The organism is Microbacterium sp. EST19A (assembly GCF_019969685.1).
Classification (GTDB): domain Bacteria; phylum Actinomycetota; class Actinomycetes; order Actinomycetales; family Microbacteriaceae; genus Microbacterium.
Genome location: NZ_JAHXYZ010000001.1, coordinates 1775615 through 1791001 on the forward strand (window position 1 = coordinate 1775615; position 15387 = coordinate 1791001).

General features: G+C 70.8%; 17 protein-coding genes. 9 read left to right on the forward strand and 8 right to left on the reverse strand.

The genetic code is table 11. The annotated features are described in order from the left end of the window. Positions 1 to 9: 9 nt before the first annotated feature. Positions 10 to 768 (forward strand): SDR family NAD(P)-dependent oxidoreductase, encoded by a 759-nt coding sequence (locus LC452_RS08800; protein WP_223624236.1) that lies wholly within the window; start codon positions 10 to 12, stop codon positions 766 to 768. A gap of 5 nt (positions 769 to 773) precedes the next feature. On the opposite strand, the gene LC452_RS08805 is transcribed toward LC452_RS08800, so the two are convergent. Further along, complete coding sequence (locus LC452_RS08805) at positions 774 to 1166, reverse strand: VOC family protein (RefSeq protein ID WP_223624238.1); 393 nt, start codon at positions 1164 to 1166, stop codon at positions 774 to 776. Beyond that, entirely contained in the window at positions 1163 to 1444 is a 282-nt protein-coding gene (locus LC452_RS08810; RefSeq protein WP_223624240.1) for a helix-turn-helix transcriptional regulator, read from the reverse strand. Before LC452_RS08810 ends, LC452_RS08805 begins: the two co-directional genes overlap by 4 nt. Before the next feature lie 104 nt (positions 1445 to 1548). Here LC452_RS08810 and LC452_RS08815 point away from each other — a divergent pair, with 104 nt between their 5' ends. Beyond that, the gene (locus LC452_RS08815; protein WP_223624242.1) at positions 1549 to 3117 is read left to right on the forward strand and encodes an SDR family NAD(P)-dependent oxidoreductase; all 1569 of its coding nucleotides are present in this window, start codon (positions 1549 to 1551) and stop codon (positions 3115 to 3117) included. A 40-nt stretch (positions 3118 to 3157) separates the two neighbouring features. Here the strand turns inward: LC452_RS08815 and LC452_RS22065 are convergent, their stop codons facing one another. The 3 genes from LC452_RS22065 to LC452_RS08830 all read right to left on the reverse strand — a co-directional run bounded on the left by LC452_RS22065 (position 3158) and on the right by LC452_RS08830 (position 5731). Then, positions 3158 to 4690: a polysaccharide deacetylase family protein gene (locus LC452_RS22065; protein WP_223624244.1), complete on the reverse strand. Its 1533-nt coding sequence runs from the start codon at positions 4688 to 4690 to the stop codon at positions 3158 to 3160. Continuing rightward, positions 4687 to 5250, reverse strand: a complete 564-nt coding sequence (locus LC452_RS08825) for a hypothetical protein (protein WP_223624246.1) — start codon at positions 5248 to 5250, stop codon at positions 4687 to 4689. Before LC452_RS08825 ends, LC452_RS22065 begins: the two co-directional genes overlap by 4 nt. Before the next feature lie 142 nt (positions 5251 to 5392). Beyond that, a complete protein-coding gene (locus LC452_RS08830) occupies positions 5393 to 5731 on the reverse strand; it encodes a helix-turn-helix domain-containing protein (RefSeq protein ID WP_223624248.1) in 339 nt (112 codons plus the stop codon). A gap of 76 nt (positions 5732 to 5807) precedes the next feature. Here LC452_RS08830 and LC452_RS08835 point away from each other — a divergent pair, with 76 nt between their 5' ends. Next, complete coding sequence (locus LC452_RS08835) at positions 5808 to 6464, forward strand: FMN-dependent NADH-azoreductase (RefSeq protein WP_223624250.1); 657 nt, start codon at positions 5808 to 5810, stop codon at positions 6462 to 6464. A gap of 241 nt (positions 6465 to 6705) precedes the next feature. Here the strand turns inward: LC452_RS08835 and LC452_RS08840 are convergent, their stop codons facing one another. Then, on the reverse strand, positions 6706 to 7872 hold the full coding sequence (locus LC452_RS08840) for an epoxide hydrolase family protein (protein WP_223624253.1): 1167 nt from the start codon (positions 7870 to 7872) through the stop codon (positions 6706 to 6708). A 61-nt stretch (positions 7873 to 7933) separates the two neighbouring features. On the opposite strand from LC452_RS08840, the gene LC452_RS08845 reads away from it, so the two are divergent. Beyond that, positions 7934 to 8893 carry a YafY family protein gene (locus tag LC452_RS08845; protein ID WP_223624254.1) on the forward strand — a complete coding sequence of 320 codons (960 nt, stop codon included), beginning with the start codon at positions 7934 to 7936 and terminating at the stop codon, positions 8891 to 8893. 118 nt (positions 8894 to 9011) lie between these two features. On the opposite strand, the gene LC452_RS08850 is transcribed toward LC452_RS08845, so the two are convergent. Beyond that, positions 9012 to 10076, reverse strand: a complete 1065-nt coding sequence (locus LC452_RS08850) for a HAMP domain-containing sensor histidine kinase (protein WP_308116470.1) — start codon at positions 10074 to 10076, stop codon at positions 9012 to 9014. 10 nt (positions 10077 to 10086) lie between these two features. Next, entirely contained in the window at positions 10087 to 10758 is a 672-nt protein-coding gene (locus LC452_RS08855) for a response regulator transcription factor (protein ID WP_223624257.1), read from the reverse strand. An 87-nt stretch (positions 10759 to 10845) separates the two neighbouring features. Here LC452_RS08855 and LC452_RS08860 point away from each other — a divergent pair, with 87 nt between their 5' ends. The 5 genes from LC452_RS08860 (at position 10846) to LC452_RS08880 (ending at position 15328) form a co-directional block, all read left to right on the forward strand. Next, positions 10846 to 11514, forward strand: coding sequence for a M15 family metallopeptidase (locus LC452_RS08860; RefSeq protein WP_223624259.1), 669 nt, complete (start codon positions 10846 to 10848; stop codon positions 11512 to 11514). Further along, positions 11511 to 12635, forward strand: coding sequence for an alanine racemase (gene alr / locus LC452_RS08865; protein WP_223624261.1), 1125 nt, complete (start codon positions 11511 to 11513; stop codon positions 12633 to 12635). Before LC452_RS08860 ends, alr begins: the two co-directional genes overlap by 4 nt. Next, the gene (locus LC452_RS08870) at positions 12635 to 13588 is read left to right on the forward strand and encodes a D-alanine--D-alanine ligase (RefSeq protein WP_223624263.1); all 954 of its coding nucleotides are present in this window, start codon (positions 12635 to 12637) and stop codon (positions 13586 to 13588) included. The genes alr and LC452_RS08870 overlap by 1 nt, the downstream gene beginning before the upstream one ends. A gap of 99 nt (positions 13589 to 13687) precedes the next feature. Beyond that, positions 13688 to 14755, forward strand: coding sequence for a DUF998 domain-containing protein (locus tag LC452_RS08875; protein ID WP_223624265.1), 1068 nt, complete (start codon positions 13688 to 13690; stop codon positions 14753 to 14755). Positions 14756 to 14767: 12 nt separating this feature from the next. Then, positions 14768 to 15328 (forward strand): GNAT family N-acetyltransferase, encoded by a 561-nt coding sequence (locus tag LC452_RS08880; RefSeq protein WP_223624267.1) that lies wholly within the window; start codon positions 14768 to 14770, stop codon positions 15326 to 15328. Positions 15329 to 15387 lie beyond the last annotated feature (59 nt).

The window sequence follows — 15387 nt, forward strand, 5'->3', positions numbered from 1 at the left end:
AGGAATCCCATGCGACTCGAGAACAAGAAGGCCATCGTCACCGGAGGAGCCGGCGGCATCGGCCGTGCCACGTCGATCGCCCTCGCCGCGGAGGGCGCGTCGGTCGCCGTCGTCGACCTGAACGCCGAGGCCGCCGAGGCCGTCGCGGCCGAGATCCGCGAAGCGGGCGGCACGGCCGTCGCGATCTCCGCCGACGTGGCGAGCGAGCCCGACATCGAGCGGGTCATCGCGACCGCGGTGGCCGAGTTCGGCGGCGTGGACGTCGTGTTCAACAACGCGGGCATCATCCGCCGCACGACCGCGGTCGAGACCACCGTCGAGGAGTGGGACCGTGTCTTCGGCGTGAACGTGCGCTCGATCTTCCTGATGTGCAAGCACATCGTGCCGATCATGGAGGCTGCGGGCGGCGGCTCGATCATCAACACCGGCTCGGGCTGGGGCCTCAAGGGCGGCGGTCAGGCGATCTCGTACTGCGCCTCGAAGGGCGCCGTGGTGAACATGACCCGCGCGCTGGCGATCGACCACGGGCCGGCCGGCATCCGCGTCAACTCGGTCAACCCGGGTGATGTGAACACCGGAATGCTGCGCGAAGAGGCCCGTCAGCTCTCGCAGGACACGAACGCGTTCCTCGCCGAGGCCGCCGACCGTCCGCTGCGCCGCATGGGCGAGCCGCACGAGGTCGCGCAGGCCGTCGTCTGGCTCGCGAGCGACGACTCGTCGTACGTCACGGGCTCGGCGCTCGTGGTCGACGGCGGCGGCATCGCGTAGCGGGGCTAGGCGGCCTTCATCTGGATCAGCTGGACGAGGTTGCCGCAGGTGTCGTCGAGCACCGCGACGAAGGCCCTGCCGATGTCGGTCGGCGGCTGCGTGAACACGACGCCGAGGCCGGTCAGGCGCGCGTGCTCCGCGGCGAGATCGTCGACGGCGAACTGGGCGAGCGGGATGCCGTCCTCGACGAGCGCGTCACGGTAGGGCTTCACGGCCGGGTGGTCGGATGGCTCGAGCAGCAGCTCGGGGCCGTCGGGCGCCTCTGTCGACCTCACCGTGAGCCAGGCGGCGTCGCCGAGCGGGATGTCGTGGTGCTTCGTGAAGCCGAGCACATCGGTATAGAACGCGAGCGCCTGGCGCTGGTCGTCGACGAAGATACTGGTCAGTTCGATTCTCATGGGGTGCTCCGTGTGTTCGGCCAGCGCTCGGCGATGCGGGCGATGGGCTCCGGGTGGAAGTAGTGGAACTTGGAGCGGCCGCGCCGTTCCGTGGAGATCAGCGCGGCCGACTCGAGCACCGCGAGGTGCTGCGACACGGCCTGACGGGTCAGGGTCACGCCGTGCCGCATCGCGAGGGTCGTGCAGATCTCGAAGAGCGTCTGCCCGTCGCGCGCCGACAGCTCGTCGAGGATGAGTCGCCTCGTCTCGTCGTCGAGCGCACGGAACAGATCGGTCACGCCTGCCATGATAGGCAAGCCGCTACTTGCATATCAAGGGGAGAGAGCAGATGCCGCACACGCAGCGCGGCTGACCCCCAGGACTCTCGCGTAAAATCGGCACAATGACCGACGCGCCTGGACCCTTCGACGAGCTCGGAGACCCCGCGGGCGAGGTCACCGCGAGCGATGAGCTGCGCGACGTGCTCGGCGACGGCATCGACCCCGACGATCTCGCGACCACCCTGCGGGTACTCGCGAACCTGCATCAGATCGACGATGAGCATCCGGACTTCGTCGCCGTGCGCCACGCGACCGCCGCGATGTTCAAGGCCGTCAAGCGCGTGCGCCGCAAGGAGATCCGCGACGCGATCGCCGAGGCCGACAAGGCTGTCGTCGCCCGCACCGCGACCGGCGCCCCCGACCGCATCGACGATGAGACCCGCGGCGCCGATCTCGCGACCAGCGTCGTCGACGCCCCGATCGCGGGCGAGCTGCTCAAGCCGCGCAACTGCTACATCTGCAAGCAGCCGTACACCGTGGTCGATGCGTTCTACCACCAGCTCTGCCCCGACTGCGCGCGCTTCAGCCACGGCAAGCGCAACGCCCGCACCGACCTCACCGGCAAGCGCGCCCTGCTCACCGGCGGCCGCGCCAAGATCGGCATGCACATCGCACTGCGCCTGCTGCGCGACGGGGCGCACACCACGATCACGACGCGCTTCCCGCGCGACGCCGTGCGCCGCTTCTCGGCGCTGCCCGACTCGGGTGACTGGCTGCACCGGCTGCGCGTGGTCGGCATCGACCTGCGCGATCCCGCCCAGGTGATCGGGCTGGCCGATTCGGTCGCGGCGCAGGGACCCCTCGACATCCTCATCAACAACGCCGCGCAGACGGTGCGGCGCTCGCCGGGCTCGTACTCGCTGCTGGCGGATGCCGAACTGCAGCCGCTTCCCGACGGACCGCTGCCCGAGATGGAGACCTTCGGGCACACCGCAGACCCGCACCCGCAGGCGCTGCAGGCCTCGGTCGACGCGCATCCGCTGCTGTCTGTCGCGGCGCTCGGCGGCACGGTCGCCGAGCAGGGCGGCCAGGCGCTCACCGCCGAGGACCTCGCGCGCCTCGCCATGGCCCCCGGATCGTCGTCGCTCGAGAAGCACGCCGACGGCACCGCGATCGATGCCGGCGGCCTCGTGCCCGATGTCAACCGCACCAACAGCTGGGTCCAGTCGATCGACCAGGTCGATCCGCTGGAGATGCTCGAGGTGCAGCTCGCCAACACCACCGCACCGTTCCTGCTGATCAGTCGTCTGCGCGCGTCGATGGCGGCATCCGATTCCCCCCGCAAATACGTCGTGAACGTCTCGGCGATGGAGGGGCAGTTCTCCCGCCGGTACAAGGGTCCGGGGCATCCGCACACCAACATGGCGAAGGCCGCGCTCAACATGCTCACGCGCACGAGTGCGGGCGAGATGCTCGAGACCGACGGCATCCTGATGACCGCCGTCGACACCGGCTGGATCACCGACGAGCGCCCGCACTACACGAAGGTGCGCCTGGCCGAAGAGGGCTTCCATGCTCCGCTCGACCTGGTCGACGGTGCGGCCCGCGTGTACGACCCGATCGTGCGCGGCGAGGCCGGCGAAGACATCCACGGCGTGTTCCTGAAGGACTACGAATCCAGCCCCTGGTGACGCGCGTCTTTCGCCCGACTGGTGAGACCGGACGCGTCGATCAGACCAGCGGGCCGTGCCGCACGATGCCGCCCGGCACCGTGCCGCCGAACAGGGCCTCGACCGTGACGAGCGAGAAGCCGCGGTCGCGCAGGCCGGCGACGACCTCCGCGAAGACACGGGCGGATCCCGCCTGGATGTCGTGCATGAGCATGATCGTCGAGACGTCGGGCGTCTCGATCGCGTAGCGGGCGAGATCGTCGTCGGACGGATGCTCCCAGTCGCGTGTGTCGACGCTCCACAGCACTGCGGGCTGCCCGGCGATGCCCACGACGTGGTCGTTGACGTATCCACCGGGCGGGCGGAAGGTGCTCACCGCCTGCCCGGAGAGTTCGCGCAGCAGCACGGCCGTCTGTCCGAGCTCGGAGCCGATCTGCGCGTCGGTCAGGCCGGTCAGGTACGAGTGGTCCCAGGTGTGGTTGCCGATCTCGTGGCCCTCCGCCGCGACGCGGCGAACGGTGTCGGGATGGGACTGCGCGTTCTGCCCCAGCATGTAGAACGTGGCGGCGGAGTGCTCGTCGCGCAGCACATCGAGGAACTGCGGCGTGAGCGACGACGGACCGTCATCGAGCGTGAGAGCCATGCACGGCACGAGGTCGCACGGCACATGCTCGAACCCGGCACCCGCGGAGGGCTGCCCCGTGAACACTCCCTCCGCGGCCAGCAGTTCCTCGCCGACCGGGCTCAACGCGCCGGACGTCTGCGGCTCGCGCAGCGCGACCCGGGGCGGATGCTCGAGCGATCGCTCCCGCCAGGCCGCCAGTCCGTCGAGCTCGCGCGCCGTGAGCTCTGCCGGCACCGGGATGACGATCTCGCCGGCGGCGAGTTCCGCGTGCGCGAGAGCATCCTCGAAGACCGCGAGCTGCGCGTCGGTCGGGGGGCCGACCGGCAGGGGGCTCACGCTGCCCGCGTCGCGCCGGAGGGTGTCGATGTACGCGGGCCACAGCGCCGCGGGATCGGTGAAGAGCTGCGTGTCTGTGGCGACGGTGCCCGTGGCGGCATCCGTGTAGATCGTGGTCGAGGTGTCGTCGACCGCACCGCCTGACCTGGCGGTGAGCACGCGGATCCGCTCGCCGAACATGGCTCCCCGGGCCAGCACGATCTCGCACACCACGACCGTGCCCGTCCGTTCCCCCAGGACCTCGGCCGCCGGCGCGGTCGTCGACCCCGGTGCGCATCCGCGCTCGCCGAGGCCGGCGCCCACCGGGTGCGCGGTCGGGCGATAGGGCCGTCCGCTGACCACGACCTGCTCCTGCACGGCCGCGCGCACGACGGCCTCGACCGCCGTGTTGAACGCCGGCGCTCCGGGCAGCGACGCCCACCGTGCATCGATGTCGACGTCGTCGTTCTGCAGCCGCATGTCGAGGGTCGACGCGTGGCCCGGATCCGTAGGGGCAGGAGACCGCACGATCGAGCCGCTGACGGACCACTGCCGCGGCTCCCATCCCGCCACGGAGTCGGGCGCGCAGGCCGAGAGGAGGAGTGTCAGGACGGCTCCGACCGCGAGGAGGGGCCGCCGGTGTCGCCCGTTCACCGGACCACCTCGAGCGTGGCCAGGAGATCGGCGAGCTCGGCGTCGTAGGCGGGGGACGGCGAGGCGATGAATGTCACGACCACCGGGCCGTCGGCGATCGCGCCGACGACGACATCCTGATCGAGCACCCGCGCGTACACGACGGTCGCTAGGTCGGCCGGGCCGTCGACGAGCGGCTCCTCGCTCGCGGGGCCCAGCGGGCCGGGCGCGATGCCCTCGATCACCGCCAGGGGCTCCGCCTCGGCCGCGAGTTCGAGCTCGATGGTCATCCGCCGATCGGGGCTTCCGGCCACGCCGCGGGACTCATCGCCGAAGTGCCCGCGCCACGACCAGTCGGGCGGCAGGACGAGCTGCACCTCGGCGGTCCCGTCGGTCAGGTGCACCGTCCGCTCCTCGGTGTCGACCGTGGATGTGAGACCACCGATCAGAACGGGGACGACCAGTGCGGCGGCGACGATCACCGTCACCACCACGGTGATCGCGATGACCGAGAGCACATGCATCCGCGGTCGTCGTGGCACGCGGGGCGCGATCCGGTCGATCGAGGCGGGGCCGGTCATCGGCGGGGACCTCCTGCAGGCGGGACCGATCAGATCATGAGAACAGGGCCCCAGATCCCGCGCCGAGCATACTCCGGAGACGGCGCCCGGACGCCCACGACACGGGACGGCGGGATGCCGGGGCGGCGGGATGCCGGTCGCGTCAGCGCGCGCGCCGCTCCAGGTTCGTCGACGCCCAGGCGCCGAGCTGGTCGAGAATCGGCAGCAGTCCTTCGCCGCTCGCGGTGAGCGCGTACGACACGGTGATGGGCGGTCCGGCGTCGACCGTGCGGGCCACGAGACCGGTCTCGGCGAGTTCGGCGAGCCGGTCGGACAGCACCGTGTCGCTGATGCCGGCGACCGCGCGGCGCAGGGTGACGAAGGTCGAGGGGCCGGCGCCGAGAGAGGCGACGATCATGCCGTTCCACCGTTTGCCGAGCACGCTGAAGGCGAGTGTGACGGCGGCGTCACACCGTTGCACTGCCTCCTCGAGCTCGGGCATGCCCCCATCCTACTCGTGCTACGTTAACCAGTGTCGCTAAGAAAAACCTAGCGACTACGAAAACGAGAGGTCAGACATGTCCCTGTTCCGCCTGGATGCCAGCATCCTTCCCGCGTCGTCCGCCAGCCGCGCACTCGCCGACCTCGTCGAGGCCGAGTGGACGGCATCCCATCCCGACTCGACGGTGACCCGTCGTGATGTCGCCGCCGACCCCGTTCCCGCGACGGCCTGGGCGGATGCCGTGACCGGCGGGTTCGTCGACGCCGCGCAGCGGACCCCCGCGCAGAACGAGGCCCGCGCACTCGCCACGACCTTCGCAGACGAGCTGATCGGCGCCGACGCGCTGCTGTTCGCCGTGCCGCTCTACAACTACGGCGTCTCGCAGCACTTCAAGACCTGGTTCGACCTCGCCTACACCGACTCGCGCATCGACCCGACCGGCACCGCGCTCCGCGGCAAGCCCGCGACGTTGGTCACGGTCCTCGGCGGCAACTACGCGCCCGGCACCCCCAAGGACGGCTGGGACCACTCGACCGGCTGGCTGCGTCGTGCACTGGCGGATGTCTGGGGCCTCGACCTGCGCGTCGTGCAGCGTCCGTTCACCCTCGTGGGAGTCAACCCGGCGCTCGACGCCTTCGCCGACACCGCGCAGGAGCTCAAGGAGGCCGCCGAGACCGACGCGGTCGCCTATGGCCGCGAGGTCGCCGCGCTGCGGGGCTCGCAGGTCGCCTGACCCGCAGCATCCGACGCAACTTCTGCGGCCATCCGCGACTTCTGCGGCCCGGATCGGGGGATCCGGCCGCAGAAGTTCGGAATGGCCGCAGAAGGTGCTCACGGCGCGAGGCCCGTGGGCCCGGCATCCGCGCGTCCCGGCATCGGCCCACTTGCAGGTCGAAAACACGGATGCAGGTCCGAAACGGTGTTCCGGACCTGCATCCGTACTTTCTGCCTGCAGATGAACCCGTGGCCGCCGACTACCGCAGCGACCGCATGAACGCCCGCACGTCGTCGACCAGCATCTCGGGCTCCTCCATGGCGGCGAAGTGTCCGCCGCGGCCCTCGACGTCGGTCCAGCGGACGATGTTGTGACCCTTCTCCTCCGCGAAGCGCAGACCGACGTCGTGCGCGAACACGATCACGGCGGTGGGCACGCCCGAGCTCTCGGGCTCGGCGCCCCAGTCGCCCTGCTGGGCGTATCCGACGAAGGCCGACGTGCCCGCCGATGCGGTGAACCAGTACAGCGCCGCGTTCTCGAACACGAAGCGCTCGCCGAGGACGTCGATCGCGGACGCGTCGGTCGGATGCGTCCACGCCTGCAGCTTGTCGAGGATCCAGGCGAACTGCCCGACGGGGCTGTCGGCGAGCACCTGTCCGACGAGTCCGGGGCGCGTCGACTGGATCGCGATGTACCCGAACTCGTTCTGCATGAACTCCCGGATGCGCCGCACGCGGTCCTGCTCGAGCGGGGTCAGTGACGCGACGGTCTCGTCGTCGAGGTCGCCCGCGAAGTTGCCGAGCGAGCCGTTGACGTGCACGCCGATCACGCGCTCCGGTGCGAGCCGGCCGATCTCCGGGGCGACGCCGGCGCCCACATCGCCGCCCTGCACGGCGAAGCGGTCGTGGCCCAGGCGTGTCATGAGCTCGAGCATCACCGCGGCCATCTCGCCGGTTCCCCAGGTCGCGCCGATCAGCGGTGTCGAGAAGCCGAAACCGGGGAGCGACGGGATCACCACGTCGAACGCGTCGGAGGCGTCGCCGCCGTGCGCGACGGGGTCGGTGAGCGGACCGATCAGCGCCTCGAACTCGAGGAACGATCCCGGCCAGCCGTGCAGCAGGAGCAGCGGCGTCGAATCCGGATGTGGGGAGCGCACGTGCACCGCGTGGATGGGCTGGCCGTCGATCTCGGTGATGATCTGCGGGAGTGCGTTGAGGCGTTCCTCGGTGGCGCGCCAGTCGTGATCCGCCCAGCGGGCGATGAGGCTCTGGAGTTCGGCGGAGGGGATGCCGGTGCTCCGGTCGTCGATCGGCAGGGGCTGCGGGAATCGAGCATTCCGCAGCCGCGCGCGCAGGTCCTGCACGGCGTCGTCGGAGATCTCGATGCGGAAGGGCTGGACGCGGGAGTCGATCTGATTCGTGTTCATGACTTCACTCTCTCGACCTAAACGGCCACAATATGACCGGATAGCAAGAGAGGCTGGGGACATGACCCGCACCACCGGACGCACCCTCGAGCTCCTCTCTCTGCTCCAGGCCAGACGCGAATGGAGCGGAACCGAACTGCAGGAGCGGCTCGAGGTGAGCGCCCGCACCCTGCGCCGCGACATCGACGATCTGCGCGAACTCGGCTACGGCATCGAGGCGACGCGGGGCAGGCATGGCGGCTACAGCCTCGGTGCGGGTGCGGCGGTGCCGCCGTTGACGCTCACGGTCGACGAGTCGGTCGCCATCGCCGTCGGGCTCCGAGCCGCGGCCACCGCCGCCGTCACCGGGATCGAGGAGGCCTCCGCCCGCGCTCTCGCGAAGCTCGAGCAATCGCTCTCACCGGCGACGCGACGGCAGATCGTCGAGGTCGAGCAGGCGATGGTGCCGCTCACCACGCGCCACGACGACGTCGACATCGCGGTCGTCACGACCATCGCCACCGCGATCGCCGAGCGCCGACGGATGCAGGTCGACTACACCCGCCACGACGGCGAGGAGGTCCGCCGCGTCATCGAGCCGCACCGCGTCGTGCACACCGCCGAGCGCTGGTACCTCGTCGCGTGGGATCCGGAACGGGAGGCATGGCGCACGCTGCGGGTCGATCGGATGCGGCATCCGCTCATCCTGCGCGAGGAGTTCCCGCGGAAGGACATCCCCGACGAGGCGCTCCGCCGGTTCACCACCCGCAGCATCACGACCGCGCCGTACCGGTATCGCGCGACGTTCCGCATGCAGGCGCCGGCCGACGAAGTCAGTCGCCATTTCGATGCGACGGTCGCGCAGGTGGTTCCCGAGACCGAGGGCACCAGCATCCTGACCGCCGGATCCGGCTCGCCCGCGGAGTTCGCGCTGTACATCGGCATGTGCGGCATCGAGTTCGAGGTGCTCGACGGCGACGAGGTGCGACAGGCGATGGTCGAGATCGCGGGGAGGCTGGTGCGGGGGTCCGGGGCGGGCTGACCGGGCCGCATCGGCATCCGCTCGGCACACTTGTCGGGAGAAAGTACGGATGCCGGGCGAGATCCGCTATCTGGACCGACATCCGTGCCAACTCCCGACGGGTGTGCCGGCCCCGCGCTCAGCCCAGCGGCGCCGGATACGGATGCGGCAGCCACACCGTCACGATCAGGCCACCCTCCGCGCGCGGGGTGAGCACGAGGGTTCCGCCGTGCGCCTGGGTGATGCGCTGAGCGATCGCGAGACCGAGGCCCACCCCGGCATGATCTTCGCCGCGGGTGCGCTCGGCACCGCGCTGGAACGGCTCGGTGAGAGTCGCCACCCGGTACGCGGGCAGCACCTCGCCGGTGTTCTCGACGACCAGCGCCACCGCGTGCGGCTGCAGGTGCGTGCGCACCGCGACGGCCCCGCCGGAGGGCAGGTTGTGCACGACCGCGTTGAGCACGAGGTTCGTGACGAGCTGCTGCAGCAGGGCCGACGAGCCCAGCACCGGAGCGGCGACACCGCCCACCTCGACGGCGACCCCGCGTCGATCCGCGAGCGGAAGGAGAGCCTCGACGGCCTCTTCCGCCAGGAGCGACAGATCGACGACTTCGCGGGGGAACGACCGACGCTCCGCGTGGCTGAGCATGAGGAGCGCCTCGGTCAGCTCGATGGCTCGCGCGTTGACTTCGTACAGGCGGGAGATCAGCGCGTCGACGTCTCGATAGGGATCGGTGCGGGCGACCTCCAGCAGCGTCTGCGAGATTGCCAGCGGAGTGCGCAGCTCGTGCGAGGCGTTCGCGGCGAACCGCTGCTGCTCGGCGACCTGCGCCTCGAGCTGCTCGAGCATCGAGTCGAACACGTCGGCGAGATCGCGGAACTCGTCGCGCGGACCTTCGAGGGAGACGCGGTGCGAGAGAGAGCCTTGGGCGGCGAGCTGCGCCGCGCGTCCTATGCGGTCGAGCGGGGCCAGCATCCGGCCGGCAAGGATCCAGCCGCCGCCGAGCCCCAGCGCGATCAACACCACCATCACCACGCCAGCCACCGGCACGAACGCCCTGATCAGGTCTGAGCGATTGGGGAAGACGTCGACGGAGTCCGGCACATACCGCAGGAGGTAGAAGGCCACCGCCGCGAGCAGCAGCACGCCCGAGAACACCACGATGCCGGCGTAGCTCAGGGTGAGCTTGAGCCGCGCACTCATCCCGCGCCGCCTAGGCATCGGCATCCGTCTCGATGCGGTACCCGACGCCGGGCACGGTGAGGATCAGCCACGGCTCGCCGAGGCGCTTCCGCAGCGACGACACCGTGATGCGCACGGCGTTCGTGAACGGATCGGCATTCTCGTCCCATGCTCTCTCGAGCAGCTCCTCGGCGCTCACCACGCCACCGCCCGCATCGACCAGCACCTCGAGCACGGCGAACTGCTTGCGGGTCAGGGCGACGTAGCGGCCGTCGCGGTACACCTCGCGGCGGAACGGATCGAGGCGGAGCCCCGCGACCTCGAGCACCGGCGGGCGAGCGCGCTGCCGCCGTCGATCCAGCGCGCGCAGCCGCAGCACCAGCTCGCGCAGCTCGAAGGGCTTGGTGAGGTAGTCGTCGGCCCCGATCTCGAACCCCGACGCCTTGTCGTCGAGGCGGTCGGCGGCGGTCAGCATGAGGATCGGGATGCCGGTGCCCGATGCCACGATCCATCGGGCGATGTCGTCGCCGGAGGGGCCGGGAACATCGCGGTCGAGCACGGCGAGGTCGTAGGCGTTGATGCTCAGCAGCTCGAGGGCGGTGTCGCCGTCGCCGGCGATGTCGGCCGCGATCGCCTCCAGGCGCAGCCCATCGCGAACCGCCTCGGCGAGGTAGGGCTCGTCCTCGACGATCAGCACACGCATGGCTGCGATCCTACGCACCCGCGTATATCGGCAGCATATGGAAAAGCGCATACGCCCCGGCAACCGGCATCCTCCTTCACTGAAGACATGAACACCCGCACCATCCCCGTCTCCCGTGGCATCCGGCGCCGCCGACGACTCATCGTCGCCGCGATCGCCCTCGTCGCCGTCGTACTCCTCGCCTTCGCCGTGCAGCAGTCGCTCGCCGCCGCATCCGCCGCCGTCTCGAACGAGACCCCGACGACGGACACCGCTGCGCCGCCGCCACAGGACATCCCCGGCTCGGTGATCGCCCCGAGCGATGCCGACGGCGTGATCCGCGACGGCGACCAGCCCACGGTGTTCGACATCGATCGCGTCGCGATCGGCAACCTCGACCCGGCACTGCTCGACGCCCTGCAGCGCGCTGCGAACGATGCCGCCGCCGACGGACTCGAGTTCCGGGTGAACAGCGGATGGCGGTCCGCCGCGCTGCAGGAGCGGATGCTGCAGGACGCGATCAGCCAGTACGGCTCCGAGGCGGAAGCCGCCCGCTGGGTCGCCACGCCGCAGACCTCCGCCCATGTGTCGGGGAAGGCCGTCGATCTCGGTCCGCTGCCCACCCTCGACTGGCTCGCCCAGCACGGCTCCGACTACGGCCTCTGTCAGACCTACGCGAACGAGTCGTGGCACTACGAACTGCGACCGGATGCCGTGACAGACGGCTGTCCTGAGCAGTACGCCGACCCCACAGAAGACCCGAGGATGCAGCCATGACCGCTCTGCTCGCCACCGAGCGCACCGCGCTCTCGCTCCTGCCGGCGCCCACGCTCCAGACGCTGCCCGCCGCAGTGGCGGAGAACGTGCGCCGGGTGCGCACCGGGACCCGTGCCCGCATCATGGCGGTGGTGAAGGCCGACGGCTACGGACACGGTGCGGTCGCCGTCGCCCAGGCGGCGGTGGACGCCGGGGCCGAGTGGCTCGGCGTCACCGATGTCAGGGAGGCGGTCGCCCTGCGCGATGCCGGCCTTCGCGAACCGATCCTGTCGTGGTTGAACCCCGCAGGGGTCGACGCCGACGAGGCCGCGCGCCACCGCGTGGACATCGCGGTCGGCTCGGTCGAGGAGCTGCGCCGGCTGGTGGCCGACGCGGAGGCGCCGGTGCGTGTGCACCTGCACCTGGACACCGGCATGTCGCGAGGAGGGTGCCCACTGGGCGAGTGGCCGGAGCTGCTGCGCATCGCGCGGCAGGGGAGAAGGCGCGTCGAGGTGGTGGGGGTGATGGGGCATCTGCCGCGCGCCGACGAGGGGGACCCGCGGGCCAACGAGCCCGCGGTGCTGCGCATGCGGCAGGCGCGCGACGCGGTGCTGCGAGCAGGGTTCGGGCCCCTGCTCGTGCACCTCGCCGCGACGTCGGGGGCGCTGACCGATCCGGCGACGCACTTCGGGATGGTGCGCATCGGAGCGGGGCTCGTCGGCATCGACCCGTCGGACTCGGTGACGCTGACCGGGGCCTCGCGGTTCACGGCGTCGGTCGTGCAGAGCGCGGCGGTGCCGGCGGGCACGCCCATCGGCTACGGCGCGACGCATGTCACGTCGCGTCCGACCAACCTCAGCGTCGTGGGGGTGGGCTACGCCGACGGCATCCCGCGGGAGCTGCGAGAGGGCGCGTCGGTCGAGATCGGCGGGGCGCGGCATCCGCTCGTGGGGAGGGTGTCGATGGACCAGATCGTCGTCGACACGGGGGATGCCGTGTTCCCGCGCGGCACGGCCGTCACGGTCTTCGGTCCGGAGGGCGGCGCGGTGCCGTCGGTGCAGGAGTGGGCGCGGTGGGCGGGCAGCATCCCGCACACGATCGTGACCGGCATCGGCGCCCGGGTGCAGCGGAGCATCGCGTGATGCCGCACGTGCTGGTCATCGGGGGCGGGCAGAACGCCGAGCACGAGGTGTCGCTCGCGTCGGCCGGAGCCGTCGCCGCGGCGCTCCGGATCACGGGTCATACCGTGACCACGGTGACGATCGACCGAGACGGGATCTGGCGGGCCGACGGCATCCCGCCCTGCACGACGCCCGGAGAATCGCTGGCCCTCGCGCTGCCGCTGATCGCCGAGGCCGACGTCATATTCCCTGCGGTGCATGGAGCGCTCGGAGAGGACGGCGCCCTCGCCGCATTGGCCGCGCTCGCCGGCGCCAGGATCGTCGGCTCCGACCTCCGGGCGGGAGCGATCGGCATGGACAAGTGGGCGACGAAGCTCGTGGCGGATGCCGTCGGCATCCGCACCGCGAAAGGACGGCTCGTCTCTGCCGACGACATCGGCGACGCGGAGTTCGAGGAGGAGGTCGTCGTCAAGCCGGTCTCCGCAGGGTCGAGCTACGGCGTGAGCCTCGTGACGGAGGCCGGCGACCTGCTGGGGGCGCTGCGCACCGCGGCGCGGTTCGATCGGCGCATCCTCGTCGAGGAGGTCGTGCGGGCACGGGAGATCGACGTGGCGGTGCTGCGCGAGGCCGGCGGGATCCGCTGGGCTGCGCCGCCGCTCGAGATCCACGCGCACGGACTGTTCGACACCGCGACGAAGTACGACGGAAGTGCCCGCTTCACGGTGCCCGCCCCGCTCGACGCCGCCGAGGCGTCGGCGCTCAAGCGGGCGGCCATCGCGATGTTCGACGCCCTCGGGTGCGCAGGCGTCGCCCGGATGGACTTCTTCCTCACGGACGACGGCCCGGTGCTGAACGAGGTGAACACGATGCCGGGGCTGACCGCCGCGTCGCAGGTGCCGCGGATGTTCGCGGCGGCCGGGGTCGAGTACACGGACCTCGTCAGCCGGATGGTGCGGGCCGCGCTGACAGGGTGACGGGCTCGTCCGGTCGCTCCGCGCTCTCTGACAGATGTCACGGGGGTCGGTGACAGAGGCACACTGTCGTCATCCGCACCTCGCTGGTGGGATTGATGGATGACGGAGACTGCGCGCCCGGACGTGCCCTCGCGGGTGATCGACGCCGTTCGGCGATCATCAGGGGAATTCCTCGTCGCCACCGGGGTCTCGGGTGACCGACGACGAGAGACACTCGCCCTCGGGGTCGGCGCGACCGCGCTGGTCGCGAGCGCCCTGGTCGTCCTGGTGATCTTCCGCCTGCGTCCGCTGCCGATCACCGGTGACGAGTCCATCGGCCTGTACAGTGCGGTCGCATCGGCGATCGTGGCCGCCGTGGCCTTCGTCGCCGGTCGGTGGGTCGTCCGTGCGCCCGGCGGCACGCACCCGGTGCTGAACGTGCTGGATATCGCGGCGCTGGCCTTCGCGCACGGCGTGATCAGCCTGGTGTCGTGGTCGCTCCTCTCCGGCGTCGTCGAGAGCGGACTCACCGGGGCACCGGTCTTCGGATTCCCGAGCATGCTCATCGCCGGGACGACCGCCGGTCTGAGCGCCTACATCGCGTTCACGTCGGGCACGCGCATGAGCGCGTCGTCTCTGGCCGTGCTGCTGCCGCTGTTCCTCATCGAGGGACTTTTCGCGAGCATGCTGACCGCCGGTGATCGCGAATGGTGGAAGAGGAATCTCAGTGCGCTCGGCGAGACCGACGATCCATCCGCGGTCGCCTTCAATGTCACGCTGGTCGTGGGCGGATTCATCGTCACCACGCTCGCCCGGTACGCCACCCGCCGCTTTCCCACCGCACCCGCCCGCGGCGTCGCGCGCGTGCGGCTCGGCCTCATCGTCGTCGGCATCTCGCTGATGCTGGTCGGAGCCCTCCCCGCCGACGCGTTCTACGTGCCGCACACCCTGAGCGCCGCGGCGATGGCCATCGTCTTCGGTGTCGTGGTCGTCTTCCTGCCGCGCTTGATCCCCGGGCTGCCACGGCTCTTCACGGCGCTCGGCTGGCTGTTCGTCGTGATCCTGGTGGTGCAGTTCATCCTGTTCGCGACCGGGTACTACACGTTGACGGCCGTCGAGCTCGTGGTCGGCATCCTGGTCGTCGTGTGGATCAGCCTGTTCGTCCGCATCACCGCCGCCCGGCGGTGAGATCATGGCCGCATGGATCGTCCCGTCGCTCCGCGGATCACCTGGCGCCCCGTCGTCGAAGGCGACTTCCCGCTGCTCGCCGATTGGCTGTCGCGGCCGCACGTGCACCGCTACTGGCATCATGACTTCTCGGTCTCCGGTGTGGCACGGGACTTCGGGCCGGGCACGCGGGGTGAGGAGGCCGGTGAGGACCTGCTCGTGTCGATCGACGGTGTGCCCGCGGCGCTCGTGCAGCGTTCACGGATCGCGGACTACGCCGAGGACTTCGACGAGCTCGCGGCGATCGTCGACGTGCCCGATCGTGCGGTGACGATCGACTACCTCATCGCCGACGCGGCGAGCACCGGGCGCGGGCTGGGAACGGCGATCATCCGCGCGGTCGTCGCCGACACCTGGCTCTCCTACCCCGACGCTCCCGCGATCATCGTTCCCGTCGTCGCCGGCAACATCGGTTCGTGGCGCGCGCTCGAGAAGGCGGGATTCCGGCGGGTGGGCGAGGGGGACATGGAGCCGGACAACCCGATCGACCCGCCGCTGCACGTCGTGTCGCGGATCGACCGGCCGGCCACATGAACGGCCGGTGTGCTCGGTCGCTGTGCGTGCGGGCCGGCCAATAACCGATGATGGCCGCG

Coding starts and splice junctions, on each gene's coding strand:
- LC452_RS08825 (WP_223624246.1), bottom strand. CDS start 5,250: ATGACCGGCCCCGCCTCGATCGACCGGATCGCGCCCCGCGTGCCACGA.
- LC452_RS08805 (WP_223624238.1), bottom strand. CDS start 1,166: ATGAGAATCGAACTGACCAGTATCTTCGTCGACGACCAGCGCCAGGCG.
- LC452_RS08840 (WP_223624253.1), bottom strand. CDS start 7,872: ATGAACACGAATCAGATCGACTCCCGCGTCCAGCCCTTCCGCATCGAG.
- LC452_RS08855 (WP_223624257.1), bottom strand. CDS start 10,758: ATGCGTGTGCTGATCGTCGAGGACGAGCCCTACCTCGCCGAGGCGGTT.
- LC452_RS08845 (WP_223624254.1), top strand. CDS start 7,934: ATGACCCGCACCACCGGACGCACCCTCGAGCTCCTCTCTCTGCTCCAG.
- LC452_RS08860 (WP_223624259.1), top strand. CDS start 10,846: ATGAACACCCGCACCATCCCCGTCTCCCGTGGCATCCGGCGCCGCCGA.
- LC452_RS08850 (WP_308116470.1), bottom strand. CDS start 10,076: ATGAGTGCGCGGCTCAAGCTCACCCTGAGCTACGCCGGCATCGTGGTG.
- LC452_RS08815 (WP_223624242.1), top strand. CDS start 1,549: ATGACCGACGCGCCTGGACCCTTCGACGAGCTCGGAGACCCCGCGGGC.
- LC452_RS08870 (WP_223624263.1), top strand. CDS start 12,635: ATGCCGCACGTGCTGGTCATCGGGGGCGGGCAGAACGCCGAGCACGAG.
- LC452_RS08875 (WP_223624265.1), top strand. CDS start 13,688: ATGACGGAGACTGCGCGCCCGGACGTGCCCTCGCGGGTGATCGACGCC.
- LC452_RS08830 (WP_223624248.1), bottom strand. CDS start 5,731: ATGCCCGAGCTCGAGGAGGCAGTGCAACGGTGTGACGCCGCCGTCACA.
- LC452_RS08800 (WP_223624236.1), top strand. CDS start 10: ATGCGACTCGAGAACAAGAAGGCCATCGTCACCGGAGGAGCCGGCGGC.
- alr (WP_223624261.1), top strand. CDS start 11,511: ATGACCGCTCTGCTCGCCACCGAGCGCACCGCGCTCTCGCTCCTGCCG.
- LC452_RS08835 (WP_223624250.1), top strand. CDS start 5,808: ATGTCCCTGTTCCGCCTGGATGCCAGCATCCTTCCCGCGTCGTCCGCC.
- LC452_RS08880 (WP_223624267.1), top strand. CDS start 14,768: ATGGATCGTCCCGTCGCTCCGCGGATCACCTGGCGCCCCGTCGTCGAA.